This window comes from Pseudomonas siliginis (assembly GCF_019145195.1).
GTDB classification, from domain to species: Bacteria; Pseudomonadota; Gammaproteobacteria; order Pseudomonadales; family Pseudomonadaceae; genus Aquipseudomonas; species Aquipseudomonas siliginis.
Genome location: NZ_JAHSTW010000011.1, coordinates 37066 through 51808 on the forward strand (window position 1 = coordinate 37066; position 14743 = coordinate 51808).

Below are 14743 nucleotides of genomic sequence, written 5' to 3' on the forward strand. Positions count from 1 at the left end.
AGAATCCGCAATGATCCGACTACGTTTCCCCGCCCTGCTCGCCGCCGCCTTCGCCGCGCTCATCAGCACGCAATCTTCCGCCGCCCAGAAAGACCACTTCAGCGTGTGCTGGACGATCTACGCCGGCTGGATGCCATGGGAATACGCCGGCAGCCAGGGCATCGTCGACAAATGGGCGAAGAAATACGGGATCAAGATCGACGTCGTGCAACTCAACGACTACGTCGAATCGATCAACCAGTACACCGCCGGCCAGTTCGACGGCTGCACCATGACCAACATGGATGCGCTGACCATTCCGGCTGCCGGTGGTGTCGACAGCACCGCGCTGATCGTCAGCGATTTCTCCAACGGCAACGACGGCATCGTGCTCAAAGGCGAAGGTAAAAAAGTCGCTGATCTGAAAGGCATGGACGTCAATCTGGTCGAGCTGTCGGTCTCCCATTACCTGCTGGCCCGGGCGCTGGACTCGGTGGACCTGACCGAGAAAGACCTGAAGGTGGTCAACACCTCCGACGCCGACATTGCCGCCGCGTTCAACACCGACGACGTCCACGCCGTGACCACCTGGAACCCGATGCTCTCGGATATCAAGGCCAAACCCGGCGTCACCGAAGTGTTCAATTCCAGCCAGATTCCGGGCGAGATCATGGACATGATGGTGGTCAACAGCGCCACCCTCAAAGACAACCCGGCCCTGGGCAAAGCGCTGACTGGCGCGTGGTTCGAAGTGGTCGCTTTGATGAACGCAAAAAATGCCGCGAGCAAAGCGGCGCTGGAGCACATGGCCAAGGCCTCGGGTACTGATCTCGCCGGCTTCCAGGCGCAACTGGACACCACAAAACTGTTCGCCACGCCAAGCGAAGCGCTGAATTTTGCCACCAGCAAACAACTGCCGGACACCATGCGCAAGGTCGCCGAGTTCTCCTTCGAGCACGGCCTGCTCGGCGAAGGCGCGAAAGACCCGAGCGCGGTCGGCATGTCTTTCGCCAACGGCGTGACCAGCGGCGACACAGCCAATCTCAAGCTGCGTTTCGATCCGACCTACGTGCAGATGGCCGCCGACGCCAAGCTGTAAGCCACGGAGGATTTGGCCATGCGCCTGATCAATCGCCACCCCGATCGCCCGAGCCGCCTGTTGTTGGTGATCCTGCCGTTCGCGCTGGTGCTGTTCGCCTACTTCACAGGCTCGGCCGAGCGCTTGGCGGACAACCCCAACGACAAACTGCTGCCCAGCGCCGTGCAGATGAGCGACGCGGTAAAACGCCTGGCCTTCAACGCCGACAGCCGCACCGGTGAATACCTGTTGTGGCAAGACACTGCGTCGAGTCTGCGGCGCTTGGCCATCGGCCTCGGCATCGCGGCGCTGGCGGGTCTTTGCCTCGGTATTGCGGCGGGCACCCTGCCGCTGTTCGGCGCGCCGTTGTCGCCGCTGCTGACGGTGCTGTCGATGGTGCCGCCGCTGGCGATCCTGCCGATTCTGTTCATCGTCTTCGGCCTGGGCGAGTTATCGAAAGTCATGCTGATCGTCATCGGCATCACCCCGGCGCTGGCCCGAGATCTGGAACAGCGTGCCCGCGACATTCCGGTCGAACTGCTGATCAAGGCGCAGACCCTCGGCGCCTCGACCTGGACGCTGATGCTGCGCGTGGTCTTGCCGCAGCTGTTGCCGCGCTTGCTGATCTCGCTGCGCTTGATGCTCGGTTCGGCGTGGCTGTTCCTGATTGCCGCCGAAGCGATCGCCTCCACCGATGGCCTCGGCTATCGGATCTTTCTGGTGCGGCGCTACCTGGCCATGGACGTGATCCTGCCCTACGTGGTGTGGATCACCCTGCTCGCCTGGCTGATGGACTGGGGCTTGAAACAGCTGACCCAGCGCGCTTTCCCTTGGTACGAGGGAGCGGCGAAATGAGCTTCATCACAGTAAAGAACGTCTGGCAGCAGTACGCCGATCAAGTGGTTCTGGAAGGCTTGAACCTGAGCGTCAACGAAGGCGAGTTCTGCACCTTGGTCGGCGCCTCCGGTTGCGGCAAATCGACCTTCCTGCGCCTGCTGCTCGGCCAGGAAAGCGCCAGTCGCGGGGAGATTCTGCTCGACGGCCAGCCCTTGGCCAGCGAGCCGGATGCCAGCCGTGGCGTGGTCTTTCAACGCTACTCGGTGTTCCCGCACCTGAGCGTGCTCGACAACGTCGCCCTCGGTCTCGAATTGCCGCGCGCGCCCTTGCTTGGCCGGCTGTTCGGCAGCGCCAAACGCGAGGCGCGCGAACAGGCTGCAGCACTGCTGAGCAAAGTCGGCCTAGGCCATGCGCTGGACAAGTACCCGGCACAGCTGTCCGGCGGCATGCAGCAACGCTTGGCCATCGCTCAGGCGCTGATCATGAAGCCGCGCGTGTTGTTGCTCGACGAGCCGTTCGGCGCGCTCGATCCGGGCATTCGCAAAGACATGCATGCGCTGCTGCTGGAGCTGTGGCGCGAGACGCAACTGACGGTGTTCATGGTCACCCACGACCTGTCCGAGGGCTTCAGCCTCGGCACGCGCCTGCTGGTGTTCGACAAGGTGCGCCTCGACCCGCACGCCCCCGGCGCCTATGGCGCCCGCATCACCTACGACATCCCGTTGAACAGCGACCGCCGCGCCCAGCGCGCCGCCGTCGAGGCCCTGCCGCTGCCGCTGGCGGGCACCCTTCGCACTGCTTGAGAGGACTGCTCCAATGACTGATTCAATCCAACTCTTTCCACCCTTTGCTGAAGAACTGCTGCCCGGCGGCGGCCACCGTTCGTTCGTGCTCAAGCGCGGCCAATTGCTGCGCCTGACCGACCTGCGCGGCGGCGCCAATGTCAGCCTGACCTTGCTCAATGCCAATGAAAAAACCGAGCGGCTGAACCTGCCCGACAGCCTCAAATGCCAACACACCGCCAAGCTCACTGCCGGCCACTGCCTGTACTCGGACATGGGCCGCGTACTCGCCGCGATCACCGCCGACACCTGCGGTTGGAGCGACAGCCTCGGCGGTGTGCTTTGCGCACAGGAAGTCGCCGAAAAGTACGGTCAGGGCCGCTATCAGGAACTGCGCAACGGCTTCTTTCGCAACGGCACCGACAACCTGCTGGTGGAACTCGGCAAGTGGGGCCTGGGCCTGTCCGACTTGCTGATGACCCTCAATCTGTTCAGCCGCGTGAGCGTCGATGAGGCCGGGCGTTTCCACTTCGTCGAAGGCAACTCGAAGGCCGGTGACTACATCGAGTTGTACGCGCCGATGGACACCCTGGTGGTGCTCACCGCCTTGCAACATCCGATGGACCCGTCCCCCGAATACGCCCCGAAACCCTTGAAGCTGAGCTGGATGAACGCCGACGCCAGCGTCGCCGAACACTGCCGCACTTCGCGCCCGGAAAACGAGCGCGGCTTCATCAACACCGACCGTTTGTTCGCCTGAGGATCGCTGCCATGTCACTCGCAATCGCCACTTCGCACAAGCAAGCCGACAGCGCGATCTACCGCGCGACCATTCCCGCCGGCGAGCCCTGGCTGATGGAAGTCAAGGCCGGGCAGACCCTGCGCATCCTCGATCTGGAAGGCAATCAGGCCGTCGACACTTTGTTTTACAGCCTCGCCAACCCCAAGGAACGCTACGACGTGCAACGCACCTTGCGCCGGCAGAACAGCGTCTACCTGAGCACCGGCAGCGTGCTGTATTCCAACCTCGGCCAGCCGATGCTGACCATCGTTGCCGACACCTGCGGGCGCCACGACACCCTCGGCGGCGCCTGCGCGCAAGAGAGCAACACCGTGCGCTACGCCCTGGAAAAACGCTACATGCACAGCTGCCGCGACAACTACCTGCGCGCCTGCGCCCACGACGGCCGATTGAGCAAAGGTGACATCGGGCCGAACATCAATTTTTTCATGAACGTGCCAGTGACGGCGGACGGCGGGCTGACGTTCGAGGACGGTATTTCCGCGCCGGGCAAGTACGTTGATTTGCGCGCGGAGATGGACGTCATCGTGCTGATTTCCAACTGCCCGCAGCTGAACAATCCATGCAATGCCTACAACCCGACCCCGGCGGAGTTGCTGGTATGGAACTGACCATCAGCCGTTTACGCCGTTGGCTTTTTGCCCTGTGCCAGGCGCGTTCCGGGCAGTGCCTGAAATCCACCAGACAACCCTAACCCCTGTGGGAGCGAGCCTGCTCGCGAATGCGCCGTGTCATTCAGCATTGATGTGGCTGATCCACCGCCTTCGCGAGCAGGCTCGCTCCCACAGGGTGTTTGTGGTGGGTTTGAGTGAAGTGTGTTTTTTCCATCCGGGACGGCCCGGATGTCTGCCGAAAAACAGCGGGACGGCCCGCTCCCCCTTCAGGGGTTATGCCATGTTCGAAAAAATCCTCATCGCCAACCGTGGCGCGATTGCCTGTCGCATCCTGCGCACGATCAACGTGCTGAAGGCACAAAGCGTCGCCGTGTACTCAGAAGCCGATGCTGCCAGCCTGCACATCTCCCAGGCCGCTGAAGCGCACAGCCTCGGCGAAGGCGCGGCGTCGGCGACGTATCTGGCCGTCGATAAAATCCTCGCTATCGCCAAACAAAGCGGCGCCACGGCGATTCATCCCGGCTACGGATTTCTCTCCGAGAACGCAGCGTTCGCCGAAGCCTGCGAAGCGCAGGGCATCGCCTTCATCGGGCCGACGCCGGAGCAATTGCGGGTATTCGGCCTCAAGCACACTGCTCGCGCGTTGGCCAAACAGCATGGCGTACCCATGCTCGAAGGCACCGACCTGCTCGACAGCCTCGATTGCGCGCTGAGTGCCGCCGAACAGGTCGGCTACCCGGTGATGCTGAAAAGCACCGCTGGCGGCGGTGGCATCGGCATGCGCGTATGCCGCAGCGCGAGCGAATTGAGCGAGTCGTTCGAAGCGGTGAAACGCCTCGGTCAGAACAACTTCAGCGACGCTGGGGTGTTCATCGAGAAGTACATCGAACGCGCGCGGCATCTGGAAGTGCAGGTGTTCGGCGACGGCTGCGGTGAAGTCATCGCTCTCGGCGTGCGCGACTGTTCAGTGCAGCGGCGCAACCAGAAAGTCCTCGAAGAAACCCCGGCGCCAAACCTGCCAGAAGGCATGGCCGATGAGCTGTGCGCAGCGGCGATCAAACTGGCGCAAGCGGTGAATTACCGCAGCGCCGGCACCGTCGAATTCGTCTTCGACAGCGAAGCCCAGCGCTTCTATTTTCTCGAAGTGAACACGCGCTTGCAGGTCGAGCACGGCGTTACCGAACAGGTGTGGGACGTGGACCTGGTGCGCTGGATGATCGAGCTGGCCGCTGGTGATCTGCCGCCGCTGAACGAGTTGTATCAAGGCCTGGAACCGCAGGGCCATGCGATTCAGGCACGTCTGTATGCGGAAGATCCGGGGCGTGATTTCCAGCCGAGCCCGGGCCTGCTGACCGCTGTGCAGTTTCCGCCCGCCAACGGCGTTGAGTTGCGTATCGACACCTGGGTCGAGGCCGGCGTGGAAATCCCGCCGTATTTCGATCCGATGATTGCCAAGCTCATCGCTTGGGCGCCGAGCCGCGAACAGGCTCGCGCCGAACTCCATCAGGCATTGGGCGATAGCCTGCTGTATGGCGTGGAAACCAACCGCGATTACCTGCGCCAGATTCTGCTCGATGCTCCATTCGCCAGCGGCCAGCCGTGGACCCGTTGCCTGGAAAATCTGCTGTATCACGCCAATACCTTCGAAGTGCTCAGCGCCGGCACGCAAACCAGCGTGCAGGACTATCCCGGCCGCCTCGGCTATTGGGCCGTCGGCGTGCCTCCGTCGGGGCCGATGGACAGCCGAGCACTGCGTCTGGGTAATCGCCTGCTCGGCAATGAACAAGGCGCAGCCGCGCTGGAAATCACCATGAGCGGGCCGATCCTGCGCTTCAATTGTGACGCGGTGGTCGCGGTGACCGGCGCGCCGATTGCCTTGACCCTTGACGCTGAACCGGTGCCGATGAACACCGCGCTGCTGATTCCGGCCGGCGCGACATTGCAACTGGGCAGCATCAGCGGCGCCGGCGCGCGCAGCTATCTGTGCCTGCGCGGCGGCGTGCAAGTGCCGGATTATCTGGGCAGCAAAAGTACCTTCACTCTCGGCCAGTTCGGCGGGCATGGCGGTCGCGCGTTGAGGGCCGGTGATGTGTTGCATGTGCCGGCATTGACCGAGCGCAGCGCCGGCCAGCAAATGGCCGAACAGCTCATCACTGCGCTGCCGAGCGTGCGCCAGATCCGGGTGATCTACGGCCCGCACGGCGCCCCGGAATACTTCAGCGGAAACTACATCACCACGTTCTTCGCGACCCAGTGGGAAGTGCACTTCAACTCCAGCCGCACCGGCGTGCGCCTGATCGGACCGAAGCCTGAGTGGGTGCGTGAGGATGGCGGTGAAGCGGGTCTGCACCCGTCGAACATCCATGACAATCCGTATGCGATTGGTGCGGTGGACTTCACTGGCGACATGCCGGTAATTCTCGGCCCGGATGGCCCGAGCCTGGGTGGGTTTGTCTGCCCGGTGACGGTGATTGAGGCGGATCTGTGGCAGCTGGGGCAGCTCAAGGCCGGCGATAAAATTCAGTTCATTCCCGTCGACCTCAAGACCGCCCGCGATCTCGCCCTGAAATGGGATTCCCCCTGTGGGAGCGAGCCTGCTCGCGAAAGCGTCGCCCCAGACAAATCGATATTGACTGACACGGCCTCTTCGCGAGCAGGCTCGCTCCCACAGGGTTTGGTGTCGCCTGTGGTGTTGGCGTTGGGCCAAGGCGATCAGCGACTTGTTGCACGGGTTTCTGGTGACACTCATCTACTGCTGGAAATCGGCGCGCCGGAGCTTGATCTGGTCCTGCGCTTTCGCGCCCACGCGTTGATGCAGGCGCTGGAAAGCCAAGCCCTGCATGGGGTGATCGACCTCACCCCGGGCATTCGCTCGCTGCAAGTGCACTACCAGCCCGAGCAACTGCCGCTGGCCGATCTGCTCGGCATCATCGCCGGCGAATGGGACGCGGTGTGCGCCGCCAAGGACTTGCAAGTGCCGTCGCGCATCGTGCACTTGCCGCTGTCGTGGGACGACCCGGCCTGTCAGTTGGCGATCGAGAAATACATGACCACCGTGCGCAAGGACGCACCGTGGTGCCCGAGCAATCTGGAGTTCATCCGGCGCATCAACGACCTGCCGAATCTCGACGAAGTGCAGCGCACGGTGTTCGATGCGAGTTATCTGGTGATGGGCCTTGGCGACGTTTACCTCGGCGCGCCGGTGGCCACGCCGCTCGACCCGCGTCATCGTCTGGTGACCACCAAGTACAACCCGGCACGCACCTGGACCGCCGAGAATTCGGTCGGCATCGGCGGCGCCTACATGTGCGTGTACGGCATGGAAGGCCCGGGCGGTTATCAGTTTGTCGGGCGCACCCTGCAGATGTGGAATCGCTATCGCGAAGTCGCCGCGTTCGACGGCAAACCGTGGCTGCTGCGCTTCTTCGATCAGATCCGCTTCTACCCGGTCAGCGCCGAAGAACTGCTGCGCATTCGCCGCGATTTCCCGTTGGGGCGCTTCGATCTGAACATCGAACGCAGCCAGCTCAACCTCGCCGACTATCAGGCATTTCTCAGTCAGCAAGCCGAGGGCATCAGCGCTTTTCGTGCGCAGCAACAGGGCGCGTTCAAGGCTGAACGCGAGCGCTGGATCGCCAGTGGCCAGGCGCATTTCGACAGCGAAGAAGCCGTGCCTGACGCCAGCGAAGAAGCACCGCTGCAAAGCGGTGAACACAGCGTCGACAGCCACATCGCCGGCAATCTCTGGCAGGTGCAGGTCGAGACCGGCCAGCGCGTCGCGGCGGGCGATGTGCTGGTGATTCTCGAGTCGATGAAGATGGAAATCCCTGTGCTCGCGCCGCTGGCCGGTGTGGTGCGAGAGATCCGCGTGCAACCCGGTTCGGCGGTGCGTGCCGGACAACGGGTGGTGGTGCTGGAACTCGACTGAAGCCATTTTTTATAAGGATCAACCGATGAATCTGCAACTCGATGCACTGCGCCAGGCCTATCGCAATGGCGACACCACACCGCGCCAACTGCTGCTGCAATTGCGCGAAAAAGCCGCTGCGCTGAATCCCGACTATCACCTGTTCATCCACCTGCTCAGCGTCGATGAACTGGAGCCGTATCTGGCCGCCCTCGACGGTCGTGACCTCGACAGCCTGCCGCTGTATGGCGTGCCATTCGCGATCAAGGACAACATCGATCTGGCCGGCATTCCCACCACAGCCGCGTGCCCGGCGTTTGCCTATGTGCCGCAGCAGTCGGCGACCATCGTCGAGCAACTGTTGGCGCTGGGGGCGATCCCGCTGGGCAAGACCAATCTCGATCAGTTCGCCACCGGCCTCAATGGCAGCCGCTCGCCTTATGGTGCGTGCCCGAACAGCGTATTGCCCGAATATCCGTCCGGCGGCTCCAGCGCCGGCTCGTCACTGGCGGTGGCGCTGGGCCTGGCCAGTTTTGCCTTGGGCACTGACACCGCCGGTTCCGGGCGAGTGCCGGCGGCGCTGAATAATCTGGTGGGTTTGAAGGCGAGCAAAGGCCTGATTTCCACCGCTGGCGTGCTGCCGGCGTGCCGCACGCTGGACTGCGTAACCACCTTCACCGCGACCGCCCGTGAGGCCAGTCAGTTGCTGGCGTTGACGGCCAAACACGATCCTCGCGATGAATACAGCCGAGGCAACCCGGCATGGAACGACGGCTCGGCGTTCGGCGCGCCACGGCCGTTTCGCTTCGGCGTGCCACGGGCGCAGGACCTTGAATTTTTCGGCTGCAACGAGGGGCCACAGTTGTTCGCAGCGGCCATCGAACGGCTCAAGGCCTTGGGTGGCGAAGCCGTCGAGCTGGACTTGTCACCGTTTCTGGAAGCGGCGCGGTTGCTTTACGACGGGCCGTGGGTGGCCGAACGTTACAGCGTCGCCGGTGAGCTGCTGGAGCAGAATCCCGAAGCAGTGCTGCCAGTGATCCGTGCGGTGCTGGCCAAGGCTCCGGCAGTGACTGGCGTGCAGACCTTCCGCGCGCAATATCGATTGCAGGCGCTGAAGGCCCTCTGCGACGAGGCCCTGGAAAATCTCGACTGCGTACTGACGCCGACCATCGGCCGTCCAGTGACGTTGGCCGAGCTTGAGGCCGAGCCGGTGCTGCGCAATTCTGAACTGGGCTATTACACCAACTTCATGAACCTGCTCGACTACGCCGCCGTCGCCGTGCCGACCGCGTTCATGAGCAACGGTTTGCCGTGGGGCGTGACGTTGTTCGGGCGGGTATTTACCGATCAGTATCTGTTGAGCGTGGCCGATGCCTTGCAGCGCCAGCAGGACAGTGCCCTGCCAGCTCCGGCGAACCCTGCGCGCAATGACCGCGCTCGATTGGTGGTATGCGGCGCGCACCTGCAAGGGCTGGCGTTGAACTGGCAACTGACCCAGCGTGGCGGGCGCTTGCTGGAAACCACGTTCAGTTCGCCGGACTATCGACTGCACGCCCTCGCCGGCGGCCCGCCATTGCGGCCGGGGATGGTGCGGGTCAAGGACGGCGGCGTGGCGATTGCCGTGGAGGTCTGGGAGTTGCCGAGCAGCGAGCTGGGCTCGTTTCTCACCGGGATTCCGGCGCCGCTCGGGTTGGGCAAGGTGCAACTGGCGGATGGGCGCTGGGAGAGCGGGTTTATCTGCGAGCCTTATGGCCTGGAGGGTGCGGTGGATATCAGTCATTTCGGGGGATGGCGGGCATACCTCAAAACCCTGGCCTGAATCTGTCGACCTGTGGGAGCGAGCCTGCTCGCGAATGCGGTATGTCATTCAACATGGATGTGGCTGACCCAACGCTTTCGCGAGCAGGCTCGCTCCCACAGGTTCTGGCGCACCACCCCCGAATAAAGGAACGACCATTCACGCCGCACAGGGAGCAGTTATTTGCGCGCAGTGCCACTAGAATGCATCCCATCGGGCCACTGCCAACGGATCTGCCATGCCGCTTCGTTCTCCCTTGTACTCGCAACGTTCACTGGTGCTCACCCTCGTCGCCCTGCTCGGCGCCGGGTTTCTCGCCACCTCGCTGTTGAGCTATTTCGCGTCCCGCGAGTCGATCCGCGACAACATCGTCAACACTGAACTGCCACTGACCTCCGACACGGTCTATTCGGAAATCCAGAAAGACCTGGTCCGGCCGATCCTGATTTCCTCGATGATGTCCCGCGATACGTTCATGCGCGACTGGGTGGTCAATGGCGAACAGAATCCCGAGCAGATGACCCGCTATCTCGACGAGGTCATGACCCATTACGGCGCCTACACGGCGTTCTTCGTTTCCAATGCCACGCTCACCTACTACCACGCCAAAGGCGTGCTCAAACAGGTCAAAGTCGATGAGCCGCGCGACACCTGGTACTTCCGCGTGCGCGACATGCAGGACCCGTACGAGATCAACGTCGACCCGGATCTGGCCAACAAGGACAACCTGACGTTCTTCATCAACTACAAGGTCTACGACTACCACAACCGCTTCATCGGTGCGGCGGGCGTGGGCCTGACCGTGGACGCGGTGATCAAGCTGATCGACAAGTATCAACAGCGCTATCAACGCAGCGTGTACTTCGTCGACACCTTCGGCCGCCTCGTATTGACCGGTGCCGAGGGTGGCCCGGAAGGCGCGCACATCGGCCAGAGTCTTGGCGAACTGGAGAGCATGAAAAGTCTGGTCAGCCAGTTGCCCAAGCCGCACAGCGGCAGCTACGAATATTCCACTCAGGGCCAGGGGCATTTTCTCAACGTGCGGTTTATCCCCGAGTTGAACTGGTACCTGTTCGTCGATAAACGCGAAGACGGCGCGCTGAGCGAGATCCGCCAGTCGCTGTATCTCAATCTGCTGATCTGCCTGTTGGTGACGTTGATCGTACTGGCGCTGCTCAATCGGGTGATCAAGCGCTTCCAGGCGAAGATCCAGGCGCACGCCACCCTCGACAGTCTCACCGAACTGCCGAATCGACGCGGCTTCGACATCCTCGCCGCGCAAGCGCTGCACGAGGCCCAACGGGAAACCAAGCCGCTGACCGCGTTGCTGCTCGACCTCGACCACTTCAAAGCCTTGAACGACACCTACGGCCACATGGCTGGCGATCAGGTGTTGATCGGTTTCGCCCGCGACCTGCAAAGTTGCCTGCGCCACGCCGATATCGTCTGCCGCTGGGGCGGTGAAGAATTCATCGTTCTGTTGAAAGACACCGACGGTGAGACCGGGCAGAAAATTGCCGAGAAGATCCGTCAACACGTCGAACAACACGAATATGCCTACGATGGCCACAGCCTGCATCTGACCGTGAGCATCGGCGCCACCACCGTGCAACGCGATGACACCTTGCACACTCTGCTGTCGCGGGCCGATCATGCGATGTACCGCGCCAAGCAAACCGGGCGCAACCGCACCTGCATGGAAATGCCGCACTCGACCTATGCCTGATAACGACGTCAAACCCGACCACTGCCCGGCCTGCGGTGCGCGCAACGATTGCAGCCTCGCCGACCCGCGCACCGCCGACCGCGAATGCTGGTGCTATGGCGTAACCATCGACCCGGCGGTGCTCGAAGCGCTGCCGGCCGCGCTGCGCAATCAAGCCTGCCTGTGCCCGCGCTGCGCCCAGGTCGAAGCGCAGTTGCAAGCAGGCCGGCTGCCGATCCCGTAAGATGCGCGGCCCTTTGTCCGTTGAATCCTGACCATGCGCGTCGACCGCTTCCTCAGCAATCTGCCCCGCTACAACCGTCAGCAGGTGCGCCTGTTGCTGGTGGAAAAGCGCGTGCGGATTGACGGAAAAGTCGTCAGCGACCCGCACAGTGAGGTGCTGGAATTCAGCCGGGTCGAAGTTGACGATGAGGTGCTGCAAAGCGGTAAGCCGGCGCGCTATTTCATGCTGCACAAACCGCCGGGTTGCGTCAGCGCCACCCGCGATCCGCAGCATGCGACCGTGCTCGACCTGCTCGTTGAACCGCACAAGGACGATTTGCACATCGCCGGGCGTCTGGATTTCAACACCACCGGGCTGATGCTGATCACCAATGACGGCACCTGGTCGCGACGCCTGACGCAGCCGCAAACCAAACTGCCGAAGGTCTATTACGTCGAAACCGAGCAGGACATCGACCCGAGCTACGCGCTGAAATTTGCCGAGGGCATCTACTTCGCTTTCGAAGATCTGACTACGCAACCGGCGCAGCTTGAGCTGCTCGGCCCACGCTCGGCACGGCTGAGCATCGTTGAAGGCCGCTACCATCAGGTCAAGCGCATGTTTGGGTTCTTCAACAACAAAGTCCTGCGCCTGCACCGCGAATCCATCGGCGAACTGACCCTTGATCACGCGCTAAAACCGGGCGAATACCGCGCTTTGCGCACCGAAGAGATTCATTTGTTCTAAGCCGGCGACCGCTCAGCCGAAGTTGTCGAACAATTCGCCGAAGGCACTTGCGTGATCCTGAGTCTCCTGCTTGAATCAGGACGTCGGCCGAAATGTGACCGATGAGTCACCACATACTTCCAAGAAACTTTTTGTCGGTCGTCTGCCCTCAAGGGCTGCGCCTCAGCCGGCAATCTGCCCGCCAATAACAACACCCGTCGACCTGCCGTACCGGATCGACATGGGCCAGCAAATTTCAGGCGTATGCCTACCTGTCACAAAGCTCGTGCAATCTCGATTGCGCGCATACCCGCTTGCTTGCCAGGAGTCTTATGACATGAGGCCAGAAATCGCTGTGCTGGATATACAGGGTCAGTATCGGGTTTACACGGAGTTCTATCGCGCAGACGCCGCAGAAAAGACCATCATTCTGGTCAACGGCTCGATGGCCACGACTGCGTCGTTTGCACAGACCGTGAAAAACCTGCACCCGCAATTCAACGTGGTCTGCTACGACCAGCCCTACGCGGGTCGGTCAAAAGCCCACAACCGGCATGAGAAACATCTGACGAAGGAAGTCGAAGGGCAGATTCTGCTGGAGCTGATCGACCACTTCGCCGCCGAACACGTGCTGTCGTTCTCCTGGGGCGGCGCCGCCACTCTGGTCGCCCTCGCCCAGCAGCCTCGGCGCATCGAAAAAGCCGTGATCAGCTCGTTCTCCCCGGTGATCAATGCGCACATGCTCGATTACCTTGAGCGCGGCGTCGATTACCTCGGCAGCCGCGACGGCGATCGGGTCGGCCATCTGGTCAACAACACCATCGGCAAACACCTGCCGTCGCTGTTCAAGCGTTTCAACTATCGCCACGTCAGCAGTCTCGCCGAGCATGAATACGGACAGATGCATTTTCATATCAACGACGTGCTGCACAGCGATCGCCAGTGCTATCTGAATGCGGCGAAAAAGATCAACGTGCCGGTGCTGTTCCTGAATGGCGAATGGGACGAATACACCGCCGCTGAAGACGCACGCCTGTTTGGCAATCACGTAGCGCACAGCAGCTTCACCACCCTGCAAGCCACCGGGCACTTCCTCGACATGGAGCACAAAGCCGCCTGCCGCGACAGCCAGAACGCTCTACTCGGCTTCCTGAAACCTGCGCCGCAAGCCAGCCGAACGCGCTACTCGTTTGTGCAGGATCACCATGCCCTGGCCATTTGAAACAGCGTCATCGCGGGCAAGGCTGCAAGCTTGAAGTGCCTGTTGCACCGGCGCAGCCCTTGCTCGCGATCGACCGATTTCTGCGCGGCAAAGCCCTCGCAGAGAAAAGAAAACTTCAAATCCGTGGCCGAGTCTGGTACAAAGTCAGCCGCTCTGAGCGGGTATAGTTTAGTGGTAGAACGAAAGCTTCCCAAGCTTTAGATGAGGGTTCGATTCCCTCTACCCGCTCCACCGAATATTGATCTCGCGTTGTGTTGTCCGACGAGGGATGCAGGAATAGAAAAAACCGGCCTTGATGGCCGGTTTTTTTGTGTCTGGAAGTTGAAGCGTGTTGGCGGTGAAGACTTCCAGAAGATCGCTGAGCCCTTCCTCCCCGGATTACTTCTCGAAATCCAGATGCAGCCTCGCCAGTACATTGAAGATCGGCTCCCCGGCTTTGTGCGGGACATTCAATCGAGTGAATACCTTCTTCCAGTCGGCGAGCGCAGCGAGAGTCTGCTCGATGTATTCCTCGGCCTTGAGGCATTTGTAATCCTTGCAGATCTCCATGATTCGCTTGCGTGTAGGCGTGCCGGGAGTGCGGCCACCGAAGTCAGCGGCCCGCGACTTTGATCAGCTCACCAACCTTGGCGCCCTCTTTCAAAACATTCAGCGCTTCTGTGTGTTTGAAAGGCTTGATCATCAGCGCATCCCTCTCTTGCGCCTGGCATTCTTCAGCTCATCCAGCGAGCTCGGCTACTCTGGTTTGAACAGCTTGGTCACAGCGTTGAGTTCATCAAGCGCAGTGGCTATCAGGATCAAAGCCTCCAACGTCACGAGCCCGGTCGCTTCGAATCGCTTGATGGTGGATTCGGAAACCCCCGCCTTTTCTGCGAGCGTCTTGCGGGAAAGGTTTTTGGAGAGCCGCAGGATTTTGGCGTTTTCTCCGACATTTCTAGCGATCTCAGCCGGCGAGTGAAGCAAATGCATGAATGACATGGCAAACCCTTCAAGGCTTAATTGGTCTTTATGGAGCCATTGTGGATCGTTATGCTGAATTACGGATCTTTTATGAACCATTGCAAGAAAAT

13 protein-coding genes and 1 tRNA gene are annotated in these 14743 nt (G+C 61.5%); 12 read left to right on the top strand and 2 right to left on the bottom strand.

Going from position 1 to position 14743, the window contains the following annotated elements:
* The first annotated feature begins 10 nt into the window (after positions 1-10).
* The 12 genes from KVG87_RS21240 (at position 11) to KVG87_RS21295 (ending at position 13904) form a co-directional block, all read left to right on the top strand.
* A complete protein-coding gene (locus KVG87_RS21240) occupies positions 11-1078 on the top strand; it encodes a putative urea ABC transporter substrate-binding protein (RefSeq protein ID WP_217852419.1) in 1068 nt (355 codons plus the stop codon).
* Positions 1079-1096: 18 nt separating this feature from the next.
* Positions 1097-1912, top strand: a complete 816-nt coding sequence (locus KVG87_RS21245) for an ABC transporter permease (protein WP_024011982.1) — start codon at positions 1097-1099, stop codon at positions 1910-1912.
* Complete coding sequence (locus tag KVG87_RS21250) at positions 1909-2697, top strand: ABC transporter ATP-binding protein (protein ID WP_217852421.1); 789 nt, start codon at positions 1909-1911, stop codon at positions 2695-2697. The genes KVG87_RS21245 and KVG87_RS21250 overlap by 4 nt, the downstream gene beginning before the upstream one ends.
* Before the next feature lie 13 nt (positions 2698-2710).
* Positions 2711-3436: an urea amidolyase associated protein UAAP1 gene (locus tag KVG87_RS21255; protein WP_217852424.1), complete on the top strand. Its 726-nt coding sequence runs from the start codon at positions 2711-2713 to the stop codon at positions 3434-3436.
* An 11-nt stretch (positions 3437-3447) separates the two neighbouring features.
* On the top strand, positions 3448-4089 hold the full coding sequence (locus tag KVG87_RS21260) for an urea amidolyase associated protein UAAP2 (protein ID WP_125917748.1): 642 nt from the start codon (positions 3448-3450) through the stop codon (positions 4087-4089).
* A gap of 283 nt (positions 4090-4372) precedes the next feature.
* Positions 4373-8020, top strand: coding sequence for an urea carboxylase (gene uca, locus KVG87_RS21265; protein WP_217852425.1), 3648 nt, complete (start codon positions 4373-4375; stop codon positions 8018-8020).
* Between the two features lie 25 nt (positions 8021-8045).
* Positions 8046-9818, top strand: a complete 1773-nt coding sequence (gene atzF / locus KVG87_RS21270) for an allophanate hydrolase (RefSeq protein ID WP_217852427.1) — start codon at positions 8046-8048, stop codon at positions 9816-9818.
* 217 nt (positions 9819-10035) lie between these two features.
* Positions 10036-11523: a sensor domain-containing diguanylate cyclase gene (locus tag KVG87_RS21275; RefSeq protein ID WP_217852429.1), complete on the top strand. Its 1488-nt coding sequence runs from the start codon at positions 10036-10038 to the stop codon at positions 11521-11523.
* Entirely contained in the window at positions 11516-11746 is a 231-nt protein-coding gene (locus KVG87_RS21280; RefSeq protein ID WP_076566367.1) for a cysteine-rich CWC family protein, read from the top strand. Before KVG87_RS21275 ends, KVG87_RS21280 begins: the two co-directional genes overlap by 8 nt.
* Before the next feature lie 33 nt (positions 11747-11779).
* Positions 11780-12472, top strand: coding sequence for a pseudouridine synthase (locus KVG87_RS21285; RefSeq protein WP_217852431.1), 693 nt, complete (start codon positions 11780-11782; stop codon positions 12470-12472).
* Positions 12473-12788: 316 nt separating this feature from the next.
* Positions 12789-13673, top strand: coding sequence for an alpha/beta fold hydrolase (locus KVG87_RS21290; RefSeq protein WP_076566363.1), 885 nt, complete (start codon positions 12789-12791; stop codon positions 13671-13673).
* A 157-nt stretch (positions 13674-13830) separates the two neighbouring features.
* Positions 13831-13904 (top strand) — tRNA-Gly (locus KVG87_RS21295).
* A 147-nt stretch (positions 13905-14051) separates the two neighbouring features.
* Here the strand turns inward: KVG87_RS21295 and KVG87_RS21300 are convergent.
* Both KVG87_RS21300 and KVG87_RS21305 read right to left on the bottom strand, forming a co-directional pair.
* Positions 14052-14222 carry a hypothetical protein gene (locus KVG87_RS21300; RefSeq protein ID WP_217852433.1) on the bottom strand — a complete coding sequence of 57 codons (171 nt, stop codon included), beginning with the start codon at positions 14220-14222 and terminating at the stop codon, positions 14052-14054.
* A gap of 186 nt (positions 14223-14408) precedes the next feature.
* Entirely contained in the window at positions 14409-14651 is a 243-nt protein-coding gene (locus KVG87_RS21305) for a helix-turn-helix domain-containing protein (RefSeq protein ID WP_217852435.1), read from the bottom strand.
* Positions 14652-14743 lie beyond the last annotated feature (92 nt).

Coding starts and splice junctions, on each gene's coding strand:
- KVG87_RS21300 (WP_217852433.1), bottom strand. CDS start 14,222: ATGGAGATCTGCAAGGATTACAAATGCCTCAAGGCCGAGGAATACATC.
- KVG87_RS21280 (WP_076566367.1), top strand. CDS start 11,516: ATGCCTGATAACGACGTCAAACCCGACCACTGCCCGGCCTGCGGTGCG.
- atzF (WP_217852427.1), top strand. CDS start 8,046: ATGAATCTGCAACTCGATGCACTGCGCCAGGCCTATCGCAATGGCGAC.
- KVG87_RS21275 (WP_217852429.1), top strand. CDS start 10,036: ATGCCGCTTCGTTCTCCCTTGTACTCGCAACGTTCACTGGTGCTCACC.
- KVG87_RS21250 (WP_217852421.1), top strand. CDS start 1,909: ATGAGCTTCATCACAGTAAAGAACGTCTGGCAGCAGTACGCCGATCAA.
- uca (WP_217852425.1), top strand. CDS start 4,373: ATGTTCGAAAAAATCCTCATCGCCAACCGTGGCGCGATTGCCTGTCGC.
- KVG87_RS21290 (WP_076566363.1), top strand. CDS start 12,789: ATGAGGCCAGAAATCGCTGTGCTGGATATACAGGGTCAGTATCGGGTT.
- KVG87_RS21260 (WP_125917748.1), top strand. CDS start 3,448: ATGTCACTCGCAATCGCCACTTCGCACAAGCAAGCCGACAGCGCGATC.
- KVG87_RS21245 (WP_024011982.1), top strand. CDS start 1,097: ATGCGCCTGATCAATCGCCACCCCGATCGCCCGAGCCGCCTGTTGTTG.
- KVG87_RS21240 (WP_217852419.1), top strand. CDS start 11: ATGATCCGACTACGTTTCCCCGCCCTGCTCGCCGCCGCCTTCGCCGCG.
- KVG87_RS21305 (WP_217852435.1), bottom strand. CDS start 14,651: ATGTCATTCATGCATTTGCTTCACTCGCCGGCTGAGATCGCTAGAAAT.
- KVG87_RS21285 (WP_217852431.1), top strand. CDS start 11,780: ATGCGCGTCGACCGCTTCCTCAGCAATCTGCCCCGCTACAACCGTCAG.
- KVG87_RS21255 (WP_217852424.1), top strand. CDS start 2,711: ATGACTGATTCAATCCAACTCTTTCCACCCTTTGCTGAAGAACTGCTG.